Raw genomic sequence first — 18,289 nt, forward strand, 5'->3', positions numbered from 1 at the left:
GAATCCTCGGTGCGGCACCCGTTTTCGGCTATCCGGCGTCGAGTACCTCGCGGCTGCCCAGCGGGGAACCCAAGGGGATCTCCAGCGTGCCGAAGACGGCGTTCATGGTGCACATCTTGTTCACGGAGTCCGCTCGGGTCCCGGAACGCAGGGACACGGTGACCGCCTCGGCGGTTTCGGTGACGGAGGCGTCCACGGCGTAGCACTCGGGGTTGCCGGTCTGGAAGTTGACGCTGATCCTGTTCTCGCTCAGCCGGTTCCAGGATGTGAACGGGATCGGGTGCGGGTTCACCAGGGTCGGATCCGCGGTGAAGGGCTGCCCGATGCCGGGGTTCGGGTCTTCGGGGCGGGCGTTCGTTGTCGACGTATTCGGTTGAGGCGCAGGGTCATCTGAGGATCCGCAGGCGGTGAGGGGTGCGATCAGCACGGCCACGGCTGCCGCGGCGGCGGTGTAGCGCGACATCGTTCTCATGGTGTCAACCCTAGACGGCACGGCCCGACCGTGAACTTTCCGCGAACCCTGCGCATAACCCCTCCATTTCCGTGCCGCGGCGACTACATTCGGCTTCGATGCGGCTCTGCGGCAATCGGCCGGCATCTTCTGTTGGGCTGAAGCAATTGGCGATCTTCGAAAGGAACAACGTGGCCGACACGCTGCGCGTAGGCGAAGAACTGGGACTGGGGCAGTCCCTGACCGGCGGTGCCTACACCCTGGCTCTGCAGCCGGATGGCAACCTGGTGCTGACCGAGCCCGACGGCAACGTCGTCTGGGCCGCCATGACGCACGGGCAGGACGCGCAGCGCGCGGCCCTGCAGCACGACGGCGACTTCGTCGTCTACAGCGGTGGCGGCGCGCGCATCTGGGCGACCGACACCAGCGGCAAGAACGTCGAGAAGCTGGTTGTGCAGCCCGACCGCAACGTGGTGCTCTACGGCACCGACGGCTCGGTCGCGTGGGCCACCGCCACCAATACCGACAACCCGCTGCCCGCCCCGGAGCCGGTCGCGGCCGCCCCGATCGCCGAGGAGGTCCCGCCGCCCCCGGCCGCACAGACCTACACGGTCGAGTCGGGCGACACCCTGTGGGCGATCTCGGAGCGCTTCTACGGTGACGGCAACCGCTACCAGGAGATCGCCGCGGCCTCCGGTATCGACAACCCGGATCTGATCAACGCCGGTCAGGTACTGACCATCCCGTAAGGCGCAGACGAAAGTGGCCCCGAGGCAACAGCTTCGGGGCCATTCTCGCGTTCACGGCGCTACTTGGTGGTGGTGAACGGCAGCAACGCCATCTCGCGCGCGTTCTTCACCGCGACGGCGACCTGACGCTGCTGCTGCGGGGTCAGGCCGGTGACGCGGCGGCTGCGGATCTTGCCGCGGTCGGAGATGAAGGTCCGCAGCAGGTTGACGTCTTTGTAGTCGACGTACTCGATGCCCGCGGCGATCAGCGGATTCTTCTTCGGCTTACGCCCCTGGTCGGCGCGTGCCTTCTTGGACGGTGCTCGCTTCACTGCCATGGGATATTCCTTCTCACGAATCAGTTTGGGGAGTCTCTACCAGCTCGATTTGTGGACCCCGGGAAGCTCACCCCGATGGGCCATCTCGCGCACACGAACACGGGAGAGGCCGAACTTGCGGAGGTAGCCGCGTGGGCGGCCGTCGGCAGCGTCCCGATTGCGCAATCGTACCGGACTGGCGTTGCGTGGCTGGTTGCGCAGTTCGGCCTGGGCGGCCGAGCGTTCGGCCTCGCCGGTGCTCGGCTTGCGGATGATCTCCTTGAGCTCGGCGCGCCGGGTCGCGAACCGTTCGACGATCTCGCGCCGCTGCTCGTTGCGGGCGATCTTGGATTTCTTCGCCATCAGCGCTCCTCGCGGAAGTCGACGTGGCGGCGCACGACGGGGTCGTACTTGCGCAGGACCAGCCGGTCGGGGTCGTTGCGGCGGTTCTTGCGGGTGACGTAGGTGAAGCCGGTGTCCGCGGTGGACTTCAGCTTGACGATCGGCCGGATATCGGTCGCTTTCGAGGCCATGTTCAGCTCCTAGATCTTGTCCCCACGAGCGCGGATGCGGGCCACCACAGCCTCGATCCCGTCGCGGTCGATGGTCTTGATGCCCTTGGTGGAGACCGTCAGCGTGATGCGGCGGCCCTCGCTGGGCAGGTAGTAGGTCTTGTGCTGGATGTTGGGGTTCCAGCGTCGGTTGGTGCGCCGGTGCGAGTGGGAGACGGCTTTTCCGAAGCCGGGTTTGCGACCGGTGACCTGGCAGTGGGCCGACATGCGACCTCCTTCCATGGTTATGACAACCATTTTCGACAACGATTATTCCGCACTGTACAGTCGCCGTGAGGTAAATGAAAATCATTGTCGAAAGGGGTATCGGGTGCTGGACCAGTCAGACCGGAGAACGCCCGTGGTGCTGCTGGCCGGCTTCTCCGGACCCGCCATGGGCGGCGTCGAGCACATCGCGGCGACGCTGAGCGAGGACGCGGGCACCGTGGTGGTGCATCACGACCTCGCCGAGCTGCGTGAGGGCGTGGTGCGGCGCACGGTGCGGACCGCGGGCAACGTGAGCACCACGGTGCTCGAACTGGCGCACGGGTGCGTGTCGTGCACGCTGCGCGCCGATCTGCTGCCGATGCTGTGCACGCTCGCCACCCGCGATCACATCGAGCGGATCGTGCTCGCGCTGGATCCCGGCATCGAGGCGGAGGCGCTGTGCCACGCGATCGAGCATGTCGAGGTCAGCGGGGTGGCCGATCGCGTCGACGGGCCCGCGGGCCGCACTGTGCGGATCGAAGCCGTGCTGACCTGCCTGGACGGGCAGCAGTGGCTCGCCGATGCCACCGGTGACGAGGTGCTGGCCGATCGCGGGCTCGCCTCCGCCGACGACGAGCGCACGGTCGCGCAGGTGGCCGTCGGCCAGGTCGACTTCGCCGACGCGCTGGTGGTACTCACCGCGGGCGCCGACGCGCTCGATCACGAGCGGCTGGCCGCCGTGCTCGCCCGTCTCGCACCCGCCGCGCCGGTCGCCTGGCTGCCCGAGCTGTCCGGCTTCGACGCCATCGAGATCGGTGCGCTGCTGACCCGTGTGCCCGCGGACTCACGCCGGGGCCGGATCTTCGACGCGCACGCACCGCTGCTGCGCGGGCAGCCGCCGCTGAGCACCGACTACGGCGTCTCGATCGTCGAATTCGCCGCGCGCAGGCCGTTCCATCCCGAGCGGCTGCACGAGGCCCTCGACGTACTCCTCGACGGCGTGGTCACCGCCCGCGGCCGGATCTGGCTGGCGACCCAGCCCGACCACGTGGTCTGGCTCGAGTCGGCCGGCGGCGGGCTGCGGGTCGGCGGCGCCGGTCGCTGGCTGGCCGCGATGAGCGCCGAGGAACAGGCCGGCGCCGACCCGGATCGGCGGGCGATGGGCGCGCTGGGCTGGGACGAGCGGTTCGGCGATCGCGATGTGTCGCTGGTGATCCTGGCCCACGACGCGGACCCCGCCGAGATCCGGCACGCCCTGCACTGGGCGCTGGTCGAGGACGACGAACTGCTGCTCGTCGACCGGGCGCCGGAACGAGTCGCGTTGTGGGAGGACCCCTTCGGCGACTGGCATCAAGATCCCTGCGCCGATCCCACCGAGGCAACGGCCTCGGCGAGCGAGCGCACCAACCCGAGAGGAGAAACAGCATGAAACCGGGCATCCACCCCGACTATCACCCCGTCGTGTTCGAGGACGCGAGCACCGGGAAGCAGTTCCTGACCAGGTCCACAGCGACCAGTGGTCAGACGATCGAATGGGCCGACGGGAACACCTACCCGCTCATGCTGGTCGACGTGACCTCGGATTCGCACCCGTTCTGGACGGGCACCGCCCGCAACCTCGACACCCAGGGCCGGGTCGAGAAGTTCGAGCGCAAGTACGGAAAGCGCTCGCGCGCGGGCAAGGAAGGCTGAATCATGGCGGTCCCCAAGCGCAGAATGTCGCGCTCGAACACCCGAAGCAGACGCGCACAGTGGAAAGCGGAAGTCCCGCAGCTGGTCCCGGTGACAGTGGGCGGTGTCGAGTACCGAGTACCACGCCGCATCGTCAACGCGGTCCGGAAGGGCATGATCGACCCCGCCCGGCTCTGACGCCGACAACAACGGCCTGCCGGAACCGCCCGGCAGGCCGTTGCCTGTCTCTACCGCCCTGGGTGTGCGGCCCGCGTCATCCTTCGCGCTCGGCCAGCGCTACCAGAGTCGCGGCGAGCTGGAAGAACTTGTTGTTGCCCAGGTCGGCGATGGTCTTGATCTTCAGCGCCTCGAGCAGCTGCTTGTCGTGCGCCTCAGTGAGGCCGGCCAGCGCCGACGGGGGCGCGGCGAGAATTTCGGCGAGCGTCTTGTTCTCGAATTCCTTGTCGAGGACTTTGTCGAGCACCACGTTGACGGCCATGCGAACTCCTTCGAACGAACCTTGGATGTGCCGGGCGAGACGAATGCGCCCTTCAGCGACCATAACTCGGTTGGCGCACCACGTGGTGGGCTTCCGAGGGCTCGGCGGTTCGTTCTGCCCTGCCATCTGTCCAGGGGACTTACTGCGGTGCTGTTGTGCCTGTTCAGGGCCCTGCGGCGGGTGTGGGGCAACCGCCCCGTTACCCGTGTGATGCACACCACTTGGCACGGACGCGCGCAAGGGCTTGCGGAACATTTGCTGACGGTCGAATTACCAACTCTCGGTTTGTTTTTCGCCACAAGAAAATTCCCGAACCACTGATGCGGAGTCCCTCGCAGGTATGTACTCTCGTGCGGGAGGGCGGGTTCCCCGAGTATGGGGAACCCGCTCATCGCCACTTCAGAGGCGGTTTTCGCGGCAGTTCGCCGCAGGTTGAACGAGTTCGGATCAGCGGGGCGGAAGACCGGAAAGATTCCGGCAAACCGGACGTTAGCTGGTTGCGCTCAACGGGCCGGAACGGGCTGACGTGTCGGGACCGCGACATCCCGTCGATCCGGCGCCACCAGCACCGCGGTGATCGGCACGGTCAGGCCGAGCGCACCGATCACGAACATCGGGAACACCAGGTCGAACAGTGGCATCCCGGCCGGTGTCCGGATACCCGGATCGATCGAGAAGCTCAGCGCGGCGATGGCCGTGTAGTACACCGCCGCGACGCCGAGCGCGAACAGCACCGACACCAGCACCCGCATCGGCACCCGCCGGACCACCTGCGATACCCACAGGGTCGCGGTGCACAGCGCCATCGACACCAGCACCGACACCCCGATGAGGCCGAGCGATTCGTCGACGGTGCCTTGCACGGCGAGCGCGTCGAGGGTGAGATAGGTCGACAGTCCGACGCTCAACCCCATCGTCAGCCCACCGATGATCAGCCGCGGCACCTGGGGGGTCCGGCCACTGATCAGCAATCCGGCCAGGACGCCGACCACCGCGATGGCCAGCGCCGCCGCACCGAGCGCGACGTTGTAGCGCATCGTGCTGTCGTTCACCCGCATCGCGAGCAGCGCGACGGAATTCGCCAGCCACAGCCCGACCCCGCCGAGTGAGACCGCGGCCATCGTCAGCCAGATCAGCCGGAACCGGATCGAGTACTTCGCATGCCGGATACAGGCGAACGCCACCAGCGCGCCGAGCGCCGACAGGTCCAACGCGAGCCACGCGATCCCGGTGCCGTGCGCGAATGTCTCGGCACCGGTCGCGGCGAGCAGATCAGGCACGCCTGCCCGCTCCTTCGAACTGCTGCGGCTCGAGCTGGGCGATGGCGTATTCGGTCACCGCCGCCAGTGCCTGACGGACCTCGACGGCATTGCGCGCGTCGATGTCGACGATCGGGATGCCCTCGCGCACCGAGAGCGCTTCGCGCAGTTCGGCGATGGGGAAGCGGGGAGCGTTGGGGAAGCGGTTCACCGCGATCAGGAACGGCAGTCCACGCGCCTCGAAGAAGTCGACGGCGGCGAAACTGTCTTCCAGCCTGCGGGTATCGATCAGCACCACCGCGCCGATGGCGCCCCGGATCAGGTCGTCCCACATGAACCAGAATCGCTTCTGGCCCGGCGTGCCGAACAGGTAGAGCACCAGGTTGCCGGGCAGCACGATGCGCCCGAAGTCCATGGCCACGGTGGTGGTTTCTTTTTCCGGCGTCTCGGCGAGATCGTCGATGCCGTCGGAGAAATGGGTCACCATCGCCTCGGTGCGCAGCGGCACGATCTCCGACACCGCACCGACGAAAGTCGTTTTACCGGCGCCGAATCCGCCCGCGACGACGATCTTGGTCGACGCGACCCGTTGTTCTTGTGCCGGCGGGCGCATGCCATCAGAGGCCACGGAGTCCACGCAAAGTCCTCTCCATCAGTGATCGGCGTTCGTCGTAGCTCGCCTGTTCGGTCAGCGTCGAATGCACTCGAAGAATCCCGCCCACTACGAGATCACCGATCATCACCCGGACCATACCCAGTGGGCGACCAAGGTATGCGGCAATCTCGACGACAGAAAGCCGATGTGTGGCAAGACGCACGATTTCGATCCGCAAATCGCCTGCGGACCAGTCGTTGTGCGCTGTATAAGATACCGTCTCGACGACCGCCTCCAAGGGCAGCGCGATCGCGGGCTCGGTGCGGCCGGAGGTCAGCGCATAGGGCCTGACCCTGGTAGTCGGCCGGTGATCGGATCCGTAAGGGCTCGACATCTCACCTCAGCCGGCGGAGCGGGCGGTGGCGGTAACCGCCGAGCCCACCCGGTCGACGAGCAACGCCATCTCGTAGCCGATGCGGCCGATGTCGTGGCTCTTGTTGGCCAGAACCGCCAGGTGCGAACCGTTTCCGACGCTCATCACCAGCAGGTATCCACGCTGCATCTCCACGATCGACTGCATCACCTTGCCGCCGTCGAACAGGTGTGCGGCACCCATCGACAGGCTGGCCAGACCGGCGGTGACCGCGGCCAATTGTTCGGCGCGGTCCGCGGGTAGATGCGGACTGGTCGCCTGGAGCAGTCCGTCGGCCGAGACGAGCACCGCGTGCGAGACGCCGGGTACGTCGCGGGTGAAGCGGGCGACCAACCAGTTCAGATTCTCGTCTGTGGGGTGCGCGTTGCTCATTCGAGGCCTCCGTCGTTGTGCTGGATCTCGGCACGGCCGCTGCGGACGCCGCTGAGATGTCTGGTCAGGTTGTTGCGGATCTCCTCGGGGTCGCGAGCGCCCGCTTCCTCCGCGGGGGTGAGCCCACCGGGCACGAGCTGAGCGCCCGGCTTGCGGATCGGCAGCCCGCCGCTCGTTCGCGAGGACGTGGGTGGGTGGTCCGCCTCGGCGGCGGCCGACCAGCCCGCGTCGCCGGGAGCGCTCCACGACGCGCCGTTGCCGTTACCGGATTCGGTGGGGGCGGAGGCGGGTTCGACGAGCCACTCCGAGACCATCCGCTGGTAGATCGGGGTCGGCGCCGGGCCGGAGACCGGCTGTAAACGGGTGCTCGTCGTCGGCATCGGGTCGACGTCGATGGGACGCGGCACGGGTTCCGGCTCCTGGGGCGCGGCCGGTGCGGACGACGCGGCGAGCTCGGCAAGCGCGTTCGCGGGGATGCGCTGCGGCAAGCCGAAGGGCGACGAGTCGGGAGCGGGTGCCGCCGGATCGGTCGTCACCGGGAGATCGTCGGTGTCGTGATCGTGCTCGGCCCACATGCCAGCCGGTGCCGCGTCCTCGTCGGGTTCGACGACGGCCGGGTCCGGCGGGGGCGGCGGTACCGCGGCCGGAACACGCTGCGGGAGACCGACACTGGTGAGTGGGTTCTTGGGTGTGCTCGCACCGTTGGTCGGGACGAGCGGATTCGGATCCGCGAACATCGGCAGCGCGGGAAGCGGTGAGGCGGGGAGGTCGAGACCGGTCACGGTGTCGAGCGAAACCAAGGGGCGCGGTCCGGTCGGCATGATCGGATTCGGGCCGGTGATGTCGGCCGGAGTCAGCGCGTACGGGCCGATGCCGGCGGGCACGATCGGATTCGGCCCGGTGGACGGGCCCGACGACATGGGCGGCGACGGCGCGACGAGCGCACTGGGCAGATGCACGCTGGCCGTGATGCCGGGCTGCGGGGCCGCACCGCTGGTACGGCGCAGGCTGACGGTGATGGTGTGCCGCTTGGCGAGCCTGCCGACCACGAAAAGACCCATGCGACGGGCGGTTTCGATGGTGACCTCACCACCGGAGGCGAGCCGGTCGTTGGTCGTCTGCAGGTCCTCGGCCGACATGCCGAGGCCGCGGTCGGTGATCTCGATCAGATAGCCGCTGTCGACCGCCCGGCCGACGATGACCGCCACCGACGTACTCGGCGGGGAGTAGCGCAGGGCGTTGTCGATGAGCTCGGCGAGCAGGTGCTCGATATCGACCGCGGACTCACCGGCCACGACGCCGTCGGGCACGTTGCCGATCTCGACCCGCTGGTAGTCCTCCACCTGCGAGACCGCGCTCCACAGCATGTCCGACAGCGGCACCGGTGGCAGATGACCGCGGCGCAGCACGGTGCCCGCGAGCACCAGCAGGTTGTCGCCGTTGCGGCGCATGCGGGTGGCGAGGTGGTCGAGGCGGAACAGCGTCTGCAGGCGCGAGGGGTTGTCCTCGTCGTGCTCGAGTTCCTCGATGAGCGCGAGCTGCTGCTCCACCAGCGACTGGCTGCGCCGCGACAGCGTCTCGAACATGTTGCCGATCTGCAGGCGCAGGCGGGCCTGATCGCCCGCCAGATTCAGCGCCTGCTCGTGGATCTCGTCGACGGCACGGGCCAGCTGGCCGATCTCGTCGGTGGAATGCACACCCACCGGCATGATCTCCGGCGTCGCGCCGCCGCTGCGGACCACGGCCAGCTCGTCGGGCAGCTTCACGTGCGCGACCTCGAGCGCGTCGCGGCGCAGCCTGCGCACAGGCACCACGAGGGTGCGGGCCACGGCCAGCGCGAGCGCCAGACCCGCCAGCAGCATGCCGAGCACCAGGGTGGTCTCACGCAGGGCGCCGGTCTGTGCCGTCGCGGTGTTGCTGTCGAGGGTGTGGTCGATGTTGTCGAGCAGCGCGGAGATCGTGGAGGCGTAGGTGTCGGCGCTCACCTGGAGAGTGTTGAGCACCGCCGCGTTGGTGGTCGGATCACCGTTGTTCTGGCTGAACACGCTGATCCGGGTCTGCACCGCGTCGAGCAGCGCGGCCTGGCTGCCCGCGCGCTCGGGCAGGATCATCCCGTAGGTCTTGATCATGTTCGCTTCGGAGCCGAGCTCGACGAGCATCTTCGACCGCGCGCTCTGACTGCGACCCGACTCGGGCGAGACGACCAGGGTGCGCTCACGGGTGAGCACCCGGCGGGCCTGGTGCAGCGCGGTCAGCTGCAGGAAGTAGCGCTGCACGACGAAGTCTTCGACCTGTGGGGTCTTGGACAGCGCGTTGCCGATCCGTTCGCCGATCTCGTCGGTCTGCTCGCCGACCATCGCCGGGGAGCCGCCGCGCACGGTGTTGCGCAGGGTGGCGCCGGTGGTGGTGGCCGCGGTGAGTTCACTGGCGACGCCGGGATCGATGCGGGCCGAGCGCAGCGCGCTCTGCACCTCGGCGAGCGCCTGGTCGTAGGTGGTGAGCGCGGCGTCGGTCTGGGGGTCGGCGATCGCACCCCAGTTGGCCGTCGCGGCGACGGCGAGTTGTTCGGTGGCGGTGGCGAATTTGACGACGGGACGGATGACGGTGGCCTGTTCGGTGGCCGCACCCAGCTGCGTCATCGTCTGCAGTTCGTTGTTGATCCGCAGCACGGCGAAGGTGGTCGCGAGCATCACCGGCAGCACCAGCACCACACCGACCTTGCGCGTAACCGACCAGTTGGACAGGCTGAATTGCCAGGAGCGCGATGCAGGTTCCATCCGCGTGCGTTGCCTCTGCTTCCACGTGTGACCCCGGCCCGCGCGGGGAGGTCGCGGAGCGATGCGAGCGCAGAACCAACTGGAGGTCTTCTTTTACCGCAGGAAAGATACCGTGCCGAGTGGGCATCGGCAATCCGGGCCACACGGTCTGTAATTCGCCGAATATGCGCTGACACAACGACGATTCGTTGAGGTTTGTCAAGACCTACAACACACGTCCGGTGAGAACACGACGTTCGGCGCGCCGAGGCCTCTCAGTACGTTCTCAGTCGTTCACGGCAAACTACAGCACATGCGCATTCTGGTAGTCGACGACGATCGCGCGGTGCGGGAATCACTGCGCCGGTCACTGAGCTTCAACGGCTACACCGTCGACCTGGCTGTCGACGGTCTGGACGCACTCGAGAAAGTGACCGCGGCCAGGCCCGATGCGCTGGTTCTCGACGTCATGATGCCGCGCCTGGACGGCCTCGAAGTGTGCCGAAGGCTGCGCAGTACGGGCGACGATCTGCCGATTCTCGTTTTGACCGCGCGCGATTCGGTGTCCGAACGAGTGGCCGGGCTCGACGCGGGCGCCGACGATTATTTGCCGAAACCTTTCGCGTTGGAGGAATTGCTGGCGCGTTTACGGGCGTTGCTGCGTCGTCGAACGCCCGATCCCGGTGAAGCGTCGGAGGCGATGGTGTTCGCTGACTTGTCGCTGGATCCGGTCACGCGCGAGGTTTCGCGCGGCGAACGCGCGATCAGCCTGACGCGGACCGAGTTCTCGTTGCTCGAGATGTTGATGGCCAATCCGCGCCGGGTGCTCACTCGCGGACGAATCCTCGAAGAGGTCTGGGGTTACGACTTTCCGACCTCCGGCAACGCGCTGGAGGTCTATATCGGTTATTTGCGCCGCAAGACCGAGGCCGACGGCGAGGAACGACTGATCCACACCGTGCGTGGCGTCGGCTACGTGCTGCGCGAGACCCCTCCGTAGGCGGGCGAGATGGCACACAAGGAACCCGCGGTCGCCGTTCTCGGCAGGCCGCTGGACGCGAGCGAGATGCGTCCGCCGACCCCGCTCACGCGCTCGGTGTCCCTGCGCTGGAGGGTGACGCTGCTGGCGGCGTCGGTGGTGCTGATCGCGGTCGCGGTCACCTCGATCGCCGCCTACGCGATGGTGGCGCGCGCGCTCTACGCCGACGTCGACGCCCAGCTCGAGGCCCGCGCGGCGACGATGATCAACAACAATTTCGAGACCGCCGGTTTCCAGTCGATCGTGCTGGCCGGGCTGTTCTCCAACGATGTCGGCGTCGCGCTGATCTATGCCGGTCACAAGCCTTATATGCCACCCCAGCAGACGATTCCACCGGTCGGTGCCCAGGAGCTCGCGGTGGCCGACGGCAAGATCAATTCCTCCCTGCGCACCGTCGGTGACCAGCGGGTACTCGCCGCGCGCACGCACAGCGGCGCGACGCTGATCATCTCGCAGAAGCTCTACCGCACCCGCGAGGTGCTCGATCAGCTGGCATGGCTGCTGTTCGTGGTCGGCGCGTGCGGTGTCGTGCTCGCCGCCGCGGCCGGAACCGCGGTGGGCCGCACCGGTCTGCGCCCGATCGCCCGGCTCACCGCGGCCACCGAGCGCGTCGCCCGCACCGACGACCTGACGCCGATCCCGGTGACCGGTGACGACGAATTGGCCAGACTCACCGAGAGTTTCAACACGATGCTGCGGGCGCTGACCGAATCACGCGATCGTCAGCGCCGGCTCGTCGCCGACGCGGGCCACGAACTGCGCACGCCGCTCACCTCGCTGCGCACCAACATGGAGCTGCTCATCGCCTCGGGCAGGCCGGGCGCGCCCCGGCTGCCCGACGAGGACATGGCCGAATTGCGCGCCGATGTGGTCGCGCAGATCGGTGAGCTGTCGACTCTGGTCGGCGACCTGGTCGACCTGGCCCGTGAGGATGCCCCCGAAACCGTGTACGAGCGGGTGGATCTCGGCGAGGTGGCCGAGCGTGCGCTCGAGCGTGCGCGCCGCCGACGGGTGGGCATCACCTTCGTGGCCGATCTGGCCCCCTGGTTCGTCTACGGGCACGAGGCGGGGCTGGAAAGGGCCGTCCTCAACGTCCTCGACAACGCGGCCAAGTGGAGTCCGCCCGACGCGGTCGTGCGGATCACCATGCGCCCGGCCGGTCCCGGACTGCTCGAACTGGCCGTCGGCGACGCGGGCCCCGGCATCCCCACCGGCGAACGCGAACTGGTCTTCGAACGCTTCTACCGCACGACCGCCTCGCGCTCGATGCCCGGTTCCGGACTCGGGCTGGCCATCGTCAAGCAGGTGGTGACCAAACACGGCGGCACCATCGCGGTGGACACCTCCGATCGGGGCGGCGCGCTGGTGCGCATCGTGTTGCCGGGGGAGGCGCCGACCGTTCTCGACGAGTCCGACGCCGGGTGATCGCCGTCAGTCACGGCGAACTGATAGTCCGATCTCAGGCGCCTCTCAGTAGCCGTCAGGAAGCTGGTCAGCAAGCGTGAGGAGACAGACACCATGACCGACGATCCCCAGCACACCGCTGACCGGCCCGCCGCTTCCGGACCGGGCGACGCGGGCCATCCCGCCGAGTCGGGGCTGCCGGCCGGGCACCAGGGGCAGGCGCCGGGCTTCGGCGACCAGCCGCCCTACGGCGACCAGTTCCACGGCGGGCCGGCACCCTTCGGCGGGCAGGCGCCCTACGGCGGACAGCAGGCCCACAGCGAGCATGCGCCCTTCGGGAGTCCCGCGCCCCATACCGGCCCCATGGCGTTCGGTGGCCCGCCGCCGCACGGTGCGCAGCCCCAGGCATTCGGTCCCGCGCCGGCTCCACAGCGAAAGCAGCTGCGGCTCGGCCTGATCGCCGGTGCGACGGCGCTGGCTCTGGTCAGCGGTGGTGTCGGTGGTGCTGTCGGAGTGCTCGCCACCGACTCGGGTTCCGCGCCGGTGACCAACGCGCTCGAGGCGCCGAAGCCCGCGGTCAACAACGTCGCCAACGCGCCCGCCGGGTCCACCCAGGCGGTGGCGCAGCGGGTGTTGCCCAGCGTCGTGATGATCAAGGTCGCGGGCAATCGCGCGTCCGGCGAAGGCTCCGGGGTCGTGCTGTCCACGGACGGTCTGATCCTCACCAACAACCACGTCGCCGCGGGCGCCGGTGCCTCGGCGAAGATGGAGGTGGTGTTCAGCGACGGCAGCACCGCGCCCGCCACCATGATCGGCGCGGATCCGGTGTCCGACCTGGCCGTCATCAAGGTCGGTGGCAAGACCGGCCTCACCCCGATCGAACTCGGCACCTCCGACGGCCTGGCCGTGGGTCAGCCGGTGATCGCGATCGGCTCGCCGCTCGGCCTGGCGGGCACGGTCACCACCGGCATCGTCTCGGCCCTCAATCGCCCGGTCTCGACCAGCGGCGAGGGCACGCCGAGCCAGGTGAACCCGGTGATCGACGCGATCCAAACCGATGCGGCGATCAACCCGGGCAACTCCGGCGGCGCGCTGGTCGACGGGCAGGGCAAGCTGATCGGCATCAACACCGCCATCGCCAGCCTCGGCGGCGAGGCGGCGGGCGGCACCCAGAGCGGTTCGATCGGCCTCGGTTTCGCGATCCCGGTGGATCAGGCGCGCCGGGTCGCCGACGAACTGATCAAGACCGGCCATGCCACCTACGCCCAGATCGGCATCAAACTGCGCCCGCAGGACACCGCCGCACGCGTACTCGAGGCCACTCCCGACGGCCCTGCCGCCAAGGCGGGCATCCCCGCGGGAGCCGTCATCACCCGCCTCGACGACCGTCCCATCGACTCCGGCGACGCGCTGATCGCCGCCGTCCGCTCACACCAGCCAGGAGACAAGGTGAAGGTGACTTACACCGACGAACAGGGCGGTAACTCCAAGACCGTCGAGGTCACGCTCACCGCCGCGGCGGCGGAAGGCGGCCGATGATGCGTTCGAACGCAAACCTGTCGTGCGTAGGCGCTACGGTGATGACCATGGACATCGATGCTCCCGTGGCAGGGCGTGCACTGGTTGTTGTCGTCGACGATCGGACGGCTCATGGCGGCGTGGATTCGCTCGGCCCGCTCGTCACCGAATTGCTCAACGAGGCCGGGTTCCTCGTCGACGCCTCGGTGACGGTGCAGGCCGAGGAGGTCGAGATCCGCAACGCGCTCAACACCGCGGTGATCGGCGGCGTCGACCTGGTGATCTCGGTCGGCGGTACCGGCATGTCGCCGCGCGACATCACCCCCGAGGCCACCACCCAGGTGCTCGACCGTGAACTGCCCGGCATCACCGAGGCACTGCGCGCGTCCGGCCGGGTGGCGGGCTCGCTCGACGCCGGCCTGTCCCGCGGCGTGGCAGGCATCTCCGGCAGCACCCTGGTGGTGAACCTGCCCGGCACGCGCGCGTCGGTCCGCGACGGCATGGCCACCCTCGGCCCGCTGGCCAGCAAGGTGATCGGCGAACTGTCCGGTCTGGACGAATGACATCCGACTCTCACGACGCGGTTCCCGGCCCCGATGATCGGGGCCGGGAACAGGCCGCGGCGCAGGAGTTGCGACGGAAAGCGGCCGAGGCGGCGCGACTGGCGAGAATCTTCGGCGATGTTCTCCCGGAGACCACCGGCGACGAACGCGGCGAGGGATCACGTGGCTCCGGCACCGACGATTGGTTACGGTCGCAAGTTCCACCGCACCACGGGTGATCAGCCCGTTATCTACGTAGCCGCTACGTAATAAGCGGCCTTGGAATTGCCGATTACGGCATGAACGCGCACTGCGGACAAATACTCGAGACCACGCGAAAGCGTGGTCTTTTGTCGTTCGGCGACCCAGATCGTTACCTGTGGCCATCTCCTGTCAAGGAGGCATGACAGGAGCCTTCGCGACTGCATCAATGCACGTCAAGGCATGTGGCGATGTACGAATGTGTGCTGTGCTTCACAGTGAAATTTACGAACTCTTTCGTTGCCGAATCCGTGGAACGGCGTTTAATGTTCGCCATCGAGCCACCAACTATCGGTCCCCGCAGTACTCCCACCTCTGTGCGTTGAACCACCCGGTGGAACCCTGGCTCGGGTTCGCCACACCGGCCCCGGCCGTATCGTCGAAATAACAGTTAGTTACGTAACGGCAACAAAGGGGCGACACACTGATCTGGGCCCTGTGAGGTCCATTTGTCCGGCTTCGAAAGTCGAAGTCGGCTGTTAGACACCTGATGAGGGGAAGTATGAGCGAGAACCGCACCACCGGTGTGCGCCGTGGCGTCCGTGCCGCGGGCGTCGGCGCTGCCGCGGCCGCCGTGGCCTTGGGCCTGCTGTCGACCGGTGCCGCCAATGCCGATACCTTCGTGCCGTTGCCGGACGGCCAGAAGGTCAGCCCTGCTGGCGTGACCATCACCCGCACCCACGAGTCCGCACTGATCTCGCCGTCGATGGCCGCCAACGGCGCGGGTCGCGTCGTCTGGGTCTCGGGCACCGCGGTCGCCGAGGTCACCGAGACCCCCGAGGGCGAGGTCGGCCCCTGGAACGGCCCGACCGGTCGCCCCGGCTCGAACAACTCGTCGACGCACGGCACCTCCCAGCTGAACACCGGCTACATCGTCGGTTGCCAGGTGAGCATCGCCGATGACGCCATCGGCGCCGGTGTCTCCGGCGGAATCAGCACCGGCGGCGTGACCGCGGGCGGTTCCATCGGCGTCAACCTCGGCCCCGGTGAAGTGAAGTTCGTGCAGATCAGCTCGAAGGACATCCTGAAGGCCGGTACCTACGCGATCGATTACCAGGACGCGGAAATCGAGATCCAGGGCTGCGCCGGCTACGCGCAGGCCCGGGCGTACACCGTCGTCGAGGTCATCGGCGACAACTACTCGAAGACCACCCTGTACGGCATGCCGTTCAGCATCGGCTGACGTTCTTCGATCCGGCACGAATCTTCTTCTCGCTGCGGCGAACTCAATCCTCGAGGGACAAATCCTATGATCAACCGTAAGTTCATGGCGAAGGTGGCGGGCGTCAGCGCTGCGGCCACCGTGGCCGTCGGCCTGTTCTCGACGGGCGCGGCCAATGCCGATACCTTCGTCCCCCTGCCGGGCGGACACATCACCAAGACGCTGTCCGACGGCACTGTCGTCGACATCGCCCTGGTCGGCGAGTCGGCCCTGATCAGCCCGTCCATGGGCTCCACCCCGGTCCACCGCAACGCGTGGGTCTCGGGTAGCGCTCAGGTCACCGTTTCCGACGGCGGCTCCGGCAAGATCTACCCGGGCTACACCGTGGGTTGCCAGGTCAACATCGCGGGCGGCGGCGTCTCCGGTGGCGGCGACGTCAGCTCGGACGGCGAGACCGTCGACGGTGGCGTCACCACCGGTGGCGAGCTGTCGCTCGGCCCCGGCCAGTCGTCCTCGTTCTACATTCTCGACCGCGAGCAGGCCGACGACTTCGGCAGCGAATCGCACAGCAAGAACAACAAGTTCAAGAACGGCTCCGGCTCGGTGACCTGGTCCGACACCACCATCGGCCTGAGCGGCTGCGCCGGCTACGCGCAGGCGCGTGCCTTCGTGTCCGTCGAGGTCGAGACCGACAACGTCATCTCCTGGGTGACCCTGTGGGGCGCTCCGTTCAGCCTCGGCTGATCTGTTCGCATCCCGAACTCGAAACGGGCCGGTCGCTCTGCGACCGGCCCGTTTTGTTGTGCGCTCACCCTTGTATCGCTGGACATTACGAGTCAGTCTCACTATGTTGAACCCGAATCGACTGCCCCGGCAGTAGAAATCATCTTGCGTTTTCGTTCGCCGATCGGCTGAGAGTCGCGCCGATCCGGTGACGACCAGCTTCTCGATCCACCTCCCGGCAGGGCGCATCTGTCCTGTTGCCAGCGGTGCCTGTCCTGCGTGACACACCCCAGCTGGGTCCGGGCGCAACACAGATATCGGCCTCGATGGTCGAGGTCGGATTTGCGTATACCTCGAGGGGAAGAATGAGCGAGAACCGCACCAACCGCGGGCGTCGCGGCGCGTGGAGCGCGGGCGCCGCAGTGGCCGTGACGATCGGTCTGTTGTCGGCCGGTGCTGCCAACGCGGACACCTTCGTACCGCTGCCGGACGGCCAGAAGCTGGGCCCCGGTGTCACTGTGAGTCGAACCGGCGAGCATGCCGTGATCTCCCCGTCGCTGGCCGCCAACGGTGCTGGTCGTGTCGTGTGGGTGTCGGGCAATGCCCGCGCCGATGTGCAGGTCACGCCGGAGGGCGAGGTCGGGCCGTACAACGGGCCGACGAACCGTCCCGGCTCCAACAATTCTTCGACGCATGGTGCGTCGCAGCTGAATACGGGTTACATCGTCGGTTGCCAGGTGAGCATCGGTGATGATGCGATCGCTGCCGGGTTGTCCGCTGGAGTATCGACCGATGGCCCCTCGGCCGGTGGCGCGATCGGCCTCCACCTCGGCCCCGGCCAGGTCGCCTTCGTGCAGATCGATGCCAAGGATATTCTCAAGCCCGGCGTCTATTCGGTGGAGTACCAGGACGCGGAGATCGAGGTTCAGGGTTGCGCGGGTTACGCCCAGGCCCGGTCCTACTCGGTGGTCGAGATCATCGGTGACCACTACTCCAAGACCACGCTGTACGGAGCGCCGTTCAGCATCGGCTGATCATCGGCCGAATCGAAACTCTTTCTCGTTCACACGAATTCACCCTCGAGGGGTCACTGTGATGATCAACCGTAAGAGCATGGCGCGCGTAGCCGGATTCACTGCCGCGACGACCGTGGCATTGGGTTTGCTGTCCACCGGTGCGGCGAATGCCGACACCTTCGTTCCGCTGCCGGGCGGCCACATCACCAAGACGCTGTCCGACGGCACTGTCGTGGACATCAGCCTGGTCGGCGAGTCCGCCAATATCAATCCGTCCATGGGGTCCACCCCGGCGCATCGCAACGCCTGGGTTTCCGGTAGTGCGCAGGTCTCGGTGTCCGGTGATGGCGGTGGCAAGATCTTCCCCGGTTACACCGTGGGTTGCCAGGTCAATATCTCCGGTGGTGATGCGCTCGGAGACAGTGGCGGGGAGGTCGTGGAGGGTGTCGGCTTCGGCGAAGTGAACACCGGCGGCGAGCTCACCGTCGGCCCCGGCCAGGCGAAGTCCTTCTACGTCCTCGATCTCGAAATGCCCGACGACTACGGCAACGAATCCCACAAGACCCGCAATGCCTTCAAGGGCGGGTCGGGCTCGGTGACCTGGGCCGACGAGACCATCGGCCTGTCCGGCTGTGGCGGCTACGCCCAGGCTCGTTCCTTTGTGAGCGTCGAGGTGGAAACCGACAACGTCATCAGCTGGGTGACTCTCTGGGGCGCACCGTTCAGCCTCGGCTGACCGAAGACACCATCGAGTTCGGGTCCTGCACACCGCGGTGTGCAGGACC

24 protein-coding genes are annotated in these 18,289 nt (G+C 67.5%); 13 read left to right on the forward strand and 11 right to left on the reverse strand.

Translation table 11 applies throughout. The features are described from left to right. Positions 1-28: 28 nt before the first annotated feature. Positions 29-472, reverse strand: coding sequence for a hypothetical protein (locus tag ACFULV_RS31205; RefSeq protein WP_378662985.1), 444 nt, complete (start codon positions 470-472; stop codon positions 29-31). 170 nt (positions 473-642) lie between these two features. Between ACFULV_RS31205 and ACFULV_RS31210 the strand changes: the two genes are divergently transcribed. Further along, complete coding sequence (locus ACFULV_RS31210; RefSeq protein WP_378635915.1) at positions 643-1,200, forward strand: LysM peptidoglycan-binding domain-containing protein; 558 nt, start codon at positions 643-645, stop codon at positions 1,198-1,200. A 59-nt stretch (positions 1,201-1,259) separates the two neighbouring features. On the opposite strand, the gene rpsR is transcribed toward ACFULV_RS31210, so the two are convergent. Genes rpsR through rpmB form a run of 4 tightly spaced genes read right to left on the reverse strand, consistent with a single transcriptional unit; the run spans position 1,260 to position 2,275 of the window. Beyond that, positions 1,260-1,517: a 30S ribosomal protein S18 gene (gene rpsR / locus ACFULV_RS31215; protein WP_067449582.1), complete on the reverse strand. Its 258-nt coding sequence runs from the start codon at positions 1,515-1,517 to the stop codon at positions 1,260-1,262. 36 nt (positions 1,518-1,553) lie between these two features. Continuing rightward, positions 1,554-1,859: a 30S ribosomal protein S14 gene (gene rpsN / locus ACFULV_RS31220; protein WP_378635918.1), complete on the reverse strand. Its 306-nt coding sequence runs from the start codon at positions 1,857-1,859 to the stop codon at positions 1,554-1,556. Next, complete coding sequence (rpmG, locus tag ACFULV_RS31225) at positions 1,859-2,029, reverse strand: 50S ribosomal protein L33 (protein WP_378635921.1); 171 nt, start codon at positions 2,027-2,029, stop codon at positions 1,859-1,861. The genes rpsN and rpmG overlap by 1 nt, the downstream gene beginning before the upstream one ends. 9 nt (positions 2,030-2,038) lie before the next feature. Next, entirely contained in the window at positions 2,039-2,275 is a 237-nt protein-coding gene (rpmB, locus tag ACFULV_RS31230) for a 50S ribosomal protein L28 (RefSeq protein ID WP_194826729.1), read from the reverse strand. 103 nt (positions 2,276-2,378) lie between these two features. Here rpmB and mrf point away from each other — a divergent pair, with 103 nt between their 5' ends. Genes mrf through rpmF form a run of 3 tightly spaced genes read left to right on the forward strand, consistent with a single transcriptional unit; the run spans position 2,379 to position 4,123 of the window. Beyond that, entirely contained in the window at positions 2,379-3,683 is a 1,305-nt protein-coding gene (mrf, locus tag ACFULV_RS31235; protein ID WP_378662988.1) for a ribosome hibernation factor-recruiting GTPase MRF, read from the forward strand. After that, positions 3,680-3,946 (forward strand): type B 50S ribosomal protein L31, encoded by a 267-nt coding sequence (locus ACFULV_RS31240; protein WP_378662991.1) that lies wholly within the window; start codon positions 3,680-3,682, stop codon positions 3,944-3,946. Before mrf ends, ACFULV_RS31240 begins: the two co-directional genes overlap by 4 nt. Before the next feature lie 3 nt (positions 3,947-3,949). Beyond that, positions 3,950-4,123: a 50S ribosomal protein L32 gene (gene rpmF / locus ACFULV_RS31245; RefSeq protein ID WP_378635926.1), complete on the forward strand. Its 174-nt coding sequence runs from the start codon at positions 3,950-3,952 to the stop codon at positions 4,121-4,123. A 76-nt stretch (positions 4,124-4,199) separates the two neighbouring features. Here rpmF and ACFULV_RS31250 read toward each other — a convergent pair whose 3' ends face one another. The 6 genes from ACFULV_RS31250 to ACFULV_RS31275 all read right to left on the reverse strand — a co-directional run bounded on the left by ACFULV_RS31250 (position 4,200) and on the right by ACFULV_RS31275 (position 9,860). After that, on the reverse strand, positions 4,200-4,424 hold the full coding sequence (locus ACFULV_RS31250) for a hypothetical protein (RefSeq protein ID WP_336084385.1): 225 nt from the start codon (positions 4,422-4,424) through the stop codon (positions 4,200-4,202). A gap of 503 nt (positions 4,425-4,927) precedes the next feature. After that, the gene (locus tag ACFULV_RS31255) at positions 4,928-5,704 is read right to left on the reverse strand and encodes an MHYT domain-containing protein (protein WP_378662994.1); all 777 of its coding nucleotides are present in this window, start codon (positions 5,702-5,704) and stop codon (positions 4,928-4,930) included. Further along, positions 5,697-6,296, reverse strand: coding sequence for an ATP/GTP-binding protein (locus tag ACFULV_RS31260; protein WP_266295760.1), 600 nt, complete (start codon positions 6,294-6,296; stop codon positions 5,697-5,699). The genes ACFULV_RS31255 and ACFULV_RS31260 overlap by 8 nt, the downstream gene beginning before the upstream one ends. Before the next feature lie 4 nt (positions 6,297-6,300). Continuing rightward, complete coding sequence (locus tag ACFULV_RS31265) at positions 6,301-6,672, reverse strand: DUF742 domain-containing protein (RefSeq protein WP_056813973.1); 372 nt, start codon at positions 6,670-6,672, stop codon at positions 6,301-6,303. Positions 6,673-6,678: 6 nt separating this feature from the next. Continuing rightward, positions 6,679-7,083 carry a roadblock/LC7 domain-containing protein gene (locus ACFULV_RS31270; RefSeq protein WP_056813970.1) on the reverse strand — a complete coding sequence of 135 codons (405 nt, stop codon included), beginning with the start codon at positions 7,081-7,083 and terminating at the stop codon, positions 6,679-6,681. Continuing rightward, the gene (locus ACFULV_RS31275) at positions 7,080-9,860 is read right to left on the reverse strand and encodes an ATP-binding protein (protein WP_378662997.1); all 2,781 of its coding nucleotides are present in this window, start codon (positions 9,858-9,860) and stop codon (positions 7,080-7,082) included. The genes ACFULV_RS31270 and ACFULV_RS31275 overlap by 4 nt, the downstream gene beginning before the upstream one ends. 292 nt (positions 9,861-10,152) lie before the next feature. Between ACFULV_RS31275 and ACFULV_RS31280 the strand changes: the two genes are divergently transcribed. The 9 genes from ACFULV_RS31280 to ACFULV_RS31320 all read left to right on the forward strand — a co-directional run bounded on the left by ACFULV_RS31280 (position 10,153) and on the right by ACFULV_RS31320 (position 18,240). Beyond that, positions 10,153-10,839 (forward strand): response regulator transcription factor, encoded by a 687-nt coding sequence (locus tag ACFULV_RS31280; protein ID WP_358071318.1) that lies wholly within the window; start codon positions 10,153-10,155, stop codon positions 10,837-10,839. A gap of 9 nt (positions 10,840-10,848) precedes the next feature. Then, entirely contained in the window at positions 10,849-12,303 is a 1,455-nt protein-coding gene (locus ACFULV_RS31285; protein ID WP_378635934.1) for an ATP-binding protein, read from the forward strand. 93 nt (positions 12,304-12,396) lie between these two features. Continuing rightward, on the forward strand, positions 12,397-13,821 hold the full coding sequence (locus tag ACFULV_RS31290) for a trypsin-like peptidase domain-containing protein (RefSeq protein WP_378663000.1): 1,425 nt from the start codon (positions 12,397-12,399) through the stop codon (positions 13,819-13,821). Further along, positions 13,821-14,363, forward strand: a complete 543-nt coding sequence (locus ACFULV_RS31295; RefSeq protein WP_194826720.1) for a MogA/MoaB family molybdenum cofactor biosynthesis protein — start codon at positions 13,821-13,823, stop codon at positions 14,361-14,363. Before ACFULV_RS31290 ends, ACFULV_RS31295 begins: the two co-directional genes overlap by 1 nt. Next, on the forward strand, positions 14,360-14,581 hold the full coding sequence (locus ACFULV_RS31300; RefSeq protein ID WP_378663003.1) for a hypothetical protein: 222 nt from the start codon (positions 14,360-14,362) through the stop codon (positions 14,579-14,581). Before ACFULV_RS31295 ends, ACFULV_RS31300 begins: the two co-directional genes overlap by 4 nt. 524 nt (positions 14,582-15,105) lie before the next feature. Then, positions 15,106-15,786 carry an MspA family porin gene (locus tag ACFULV_RS31305; RefSeq protein WP_378663005.1) on the forward strand — a complete coding sequence of 227 codons (681 nt, stop codon included), beginning with the start codon at positions 15,106-15,108 and terminating at the stop codon, positions 15,784-15,786. Positions 15,787-15,852: 66 nt separating this feature from the next. Next, positions 15,853-16,509 carry an MspA family porin gene (locus tag ACFULV_RS31310; RefSeq protein ID WP_378663008.1) on the forward strand — a complete coding sequence of 219 codons (657 nt, stop codon included), beginning with the start codon at positions 15,853-15,855 and terminating at the stop codon, positions 16,507-16,509. A 344-nt stretch (positions 16,510-16,853) separates the two neighbouring features. After that, the gene (locus tag ACFULV_RS31315) at positions 16,854-17,522 is read left to right on the forward strand and encodes an MspA family porin (RefSeq protein WP_378663010.1); all 669 of its coding nucleotides are present in this window, start codon (positions 16,854-16,856) and stop codon (positions 17,520-17,522) included. A gap of 61 nt (positions 17,523-17,583) precedes the next feature. Next, positions 17,584-18,240, forward strand: a complete 657-nt coding sequence (locus ACFULV_RS31320; protein ID WP_378635948.1) for an MspA family porin — start codon at positions 17,584-17,586, stop codon at positions 18,238-18,240. Positions 18,241-18,289 lie beyond the last annotated feature (49 nt).

Origin of the sequence: Nocardia sp. NPDC057272 (assembly GCF_042668615.1) — a bacterium.
GTDB lineage: Bacteria > Actinomycetota > Actinomycetes > Mycobacteriales > Mycobacteriaceae > Nocardia.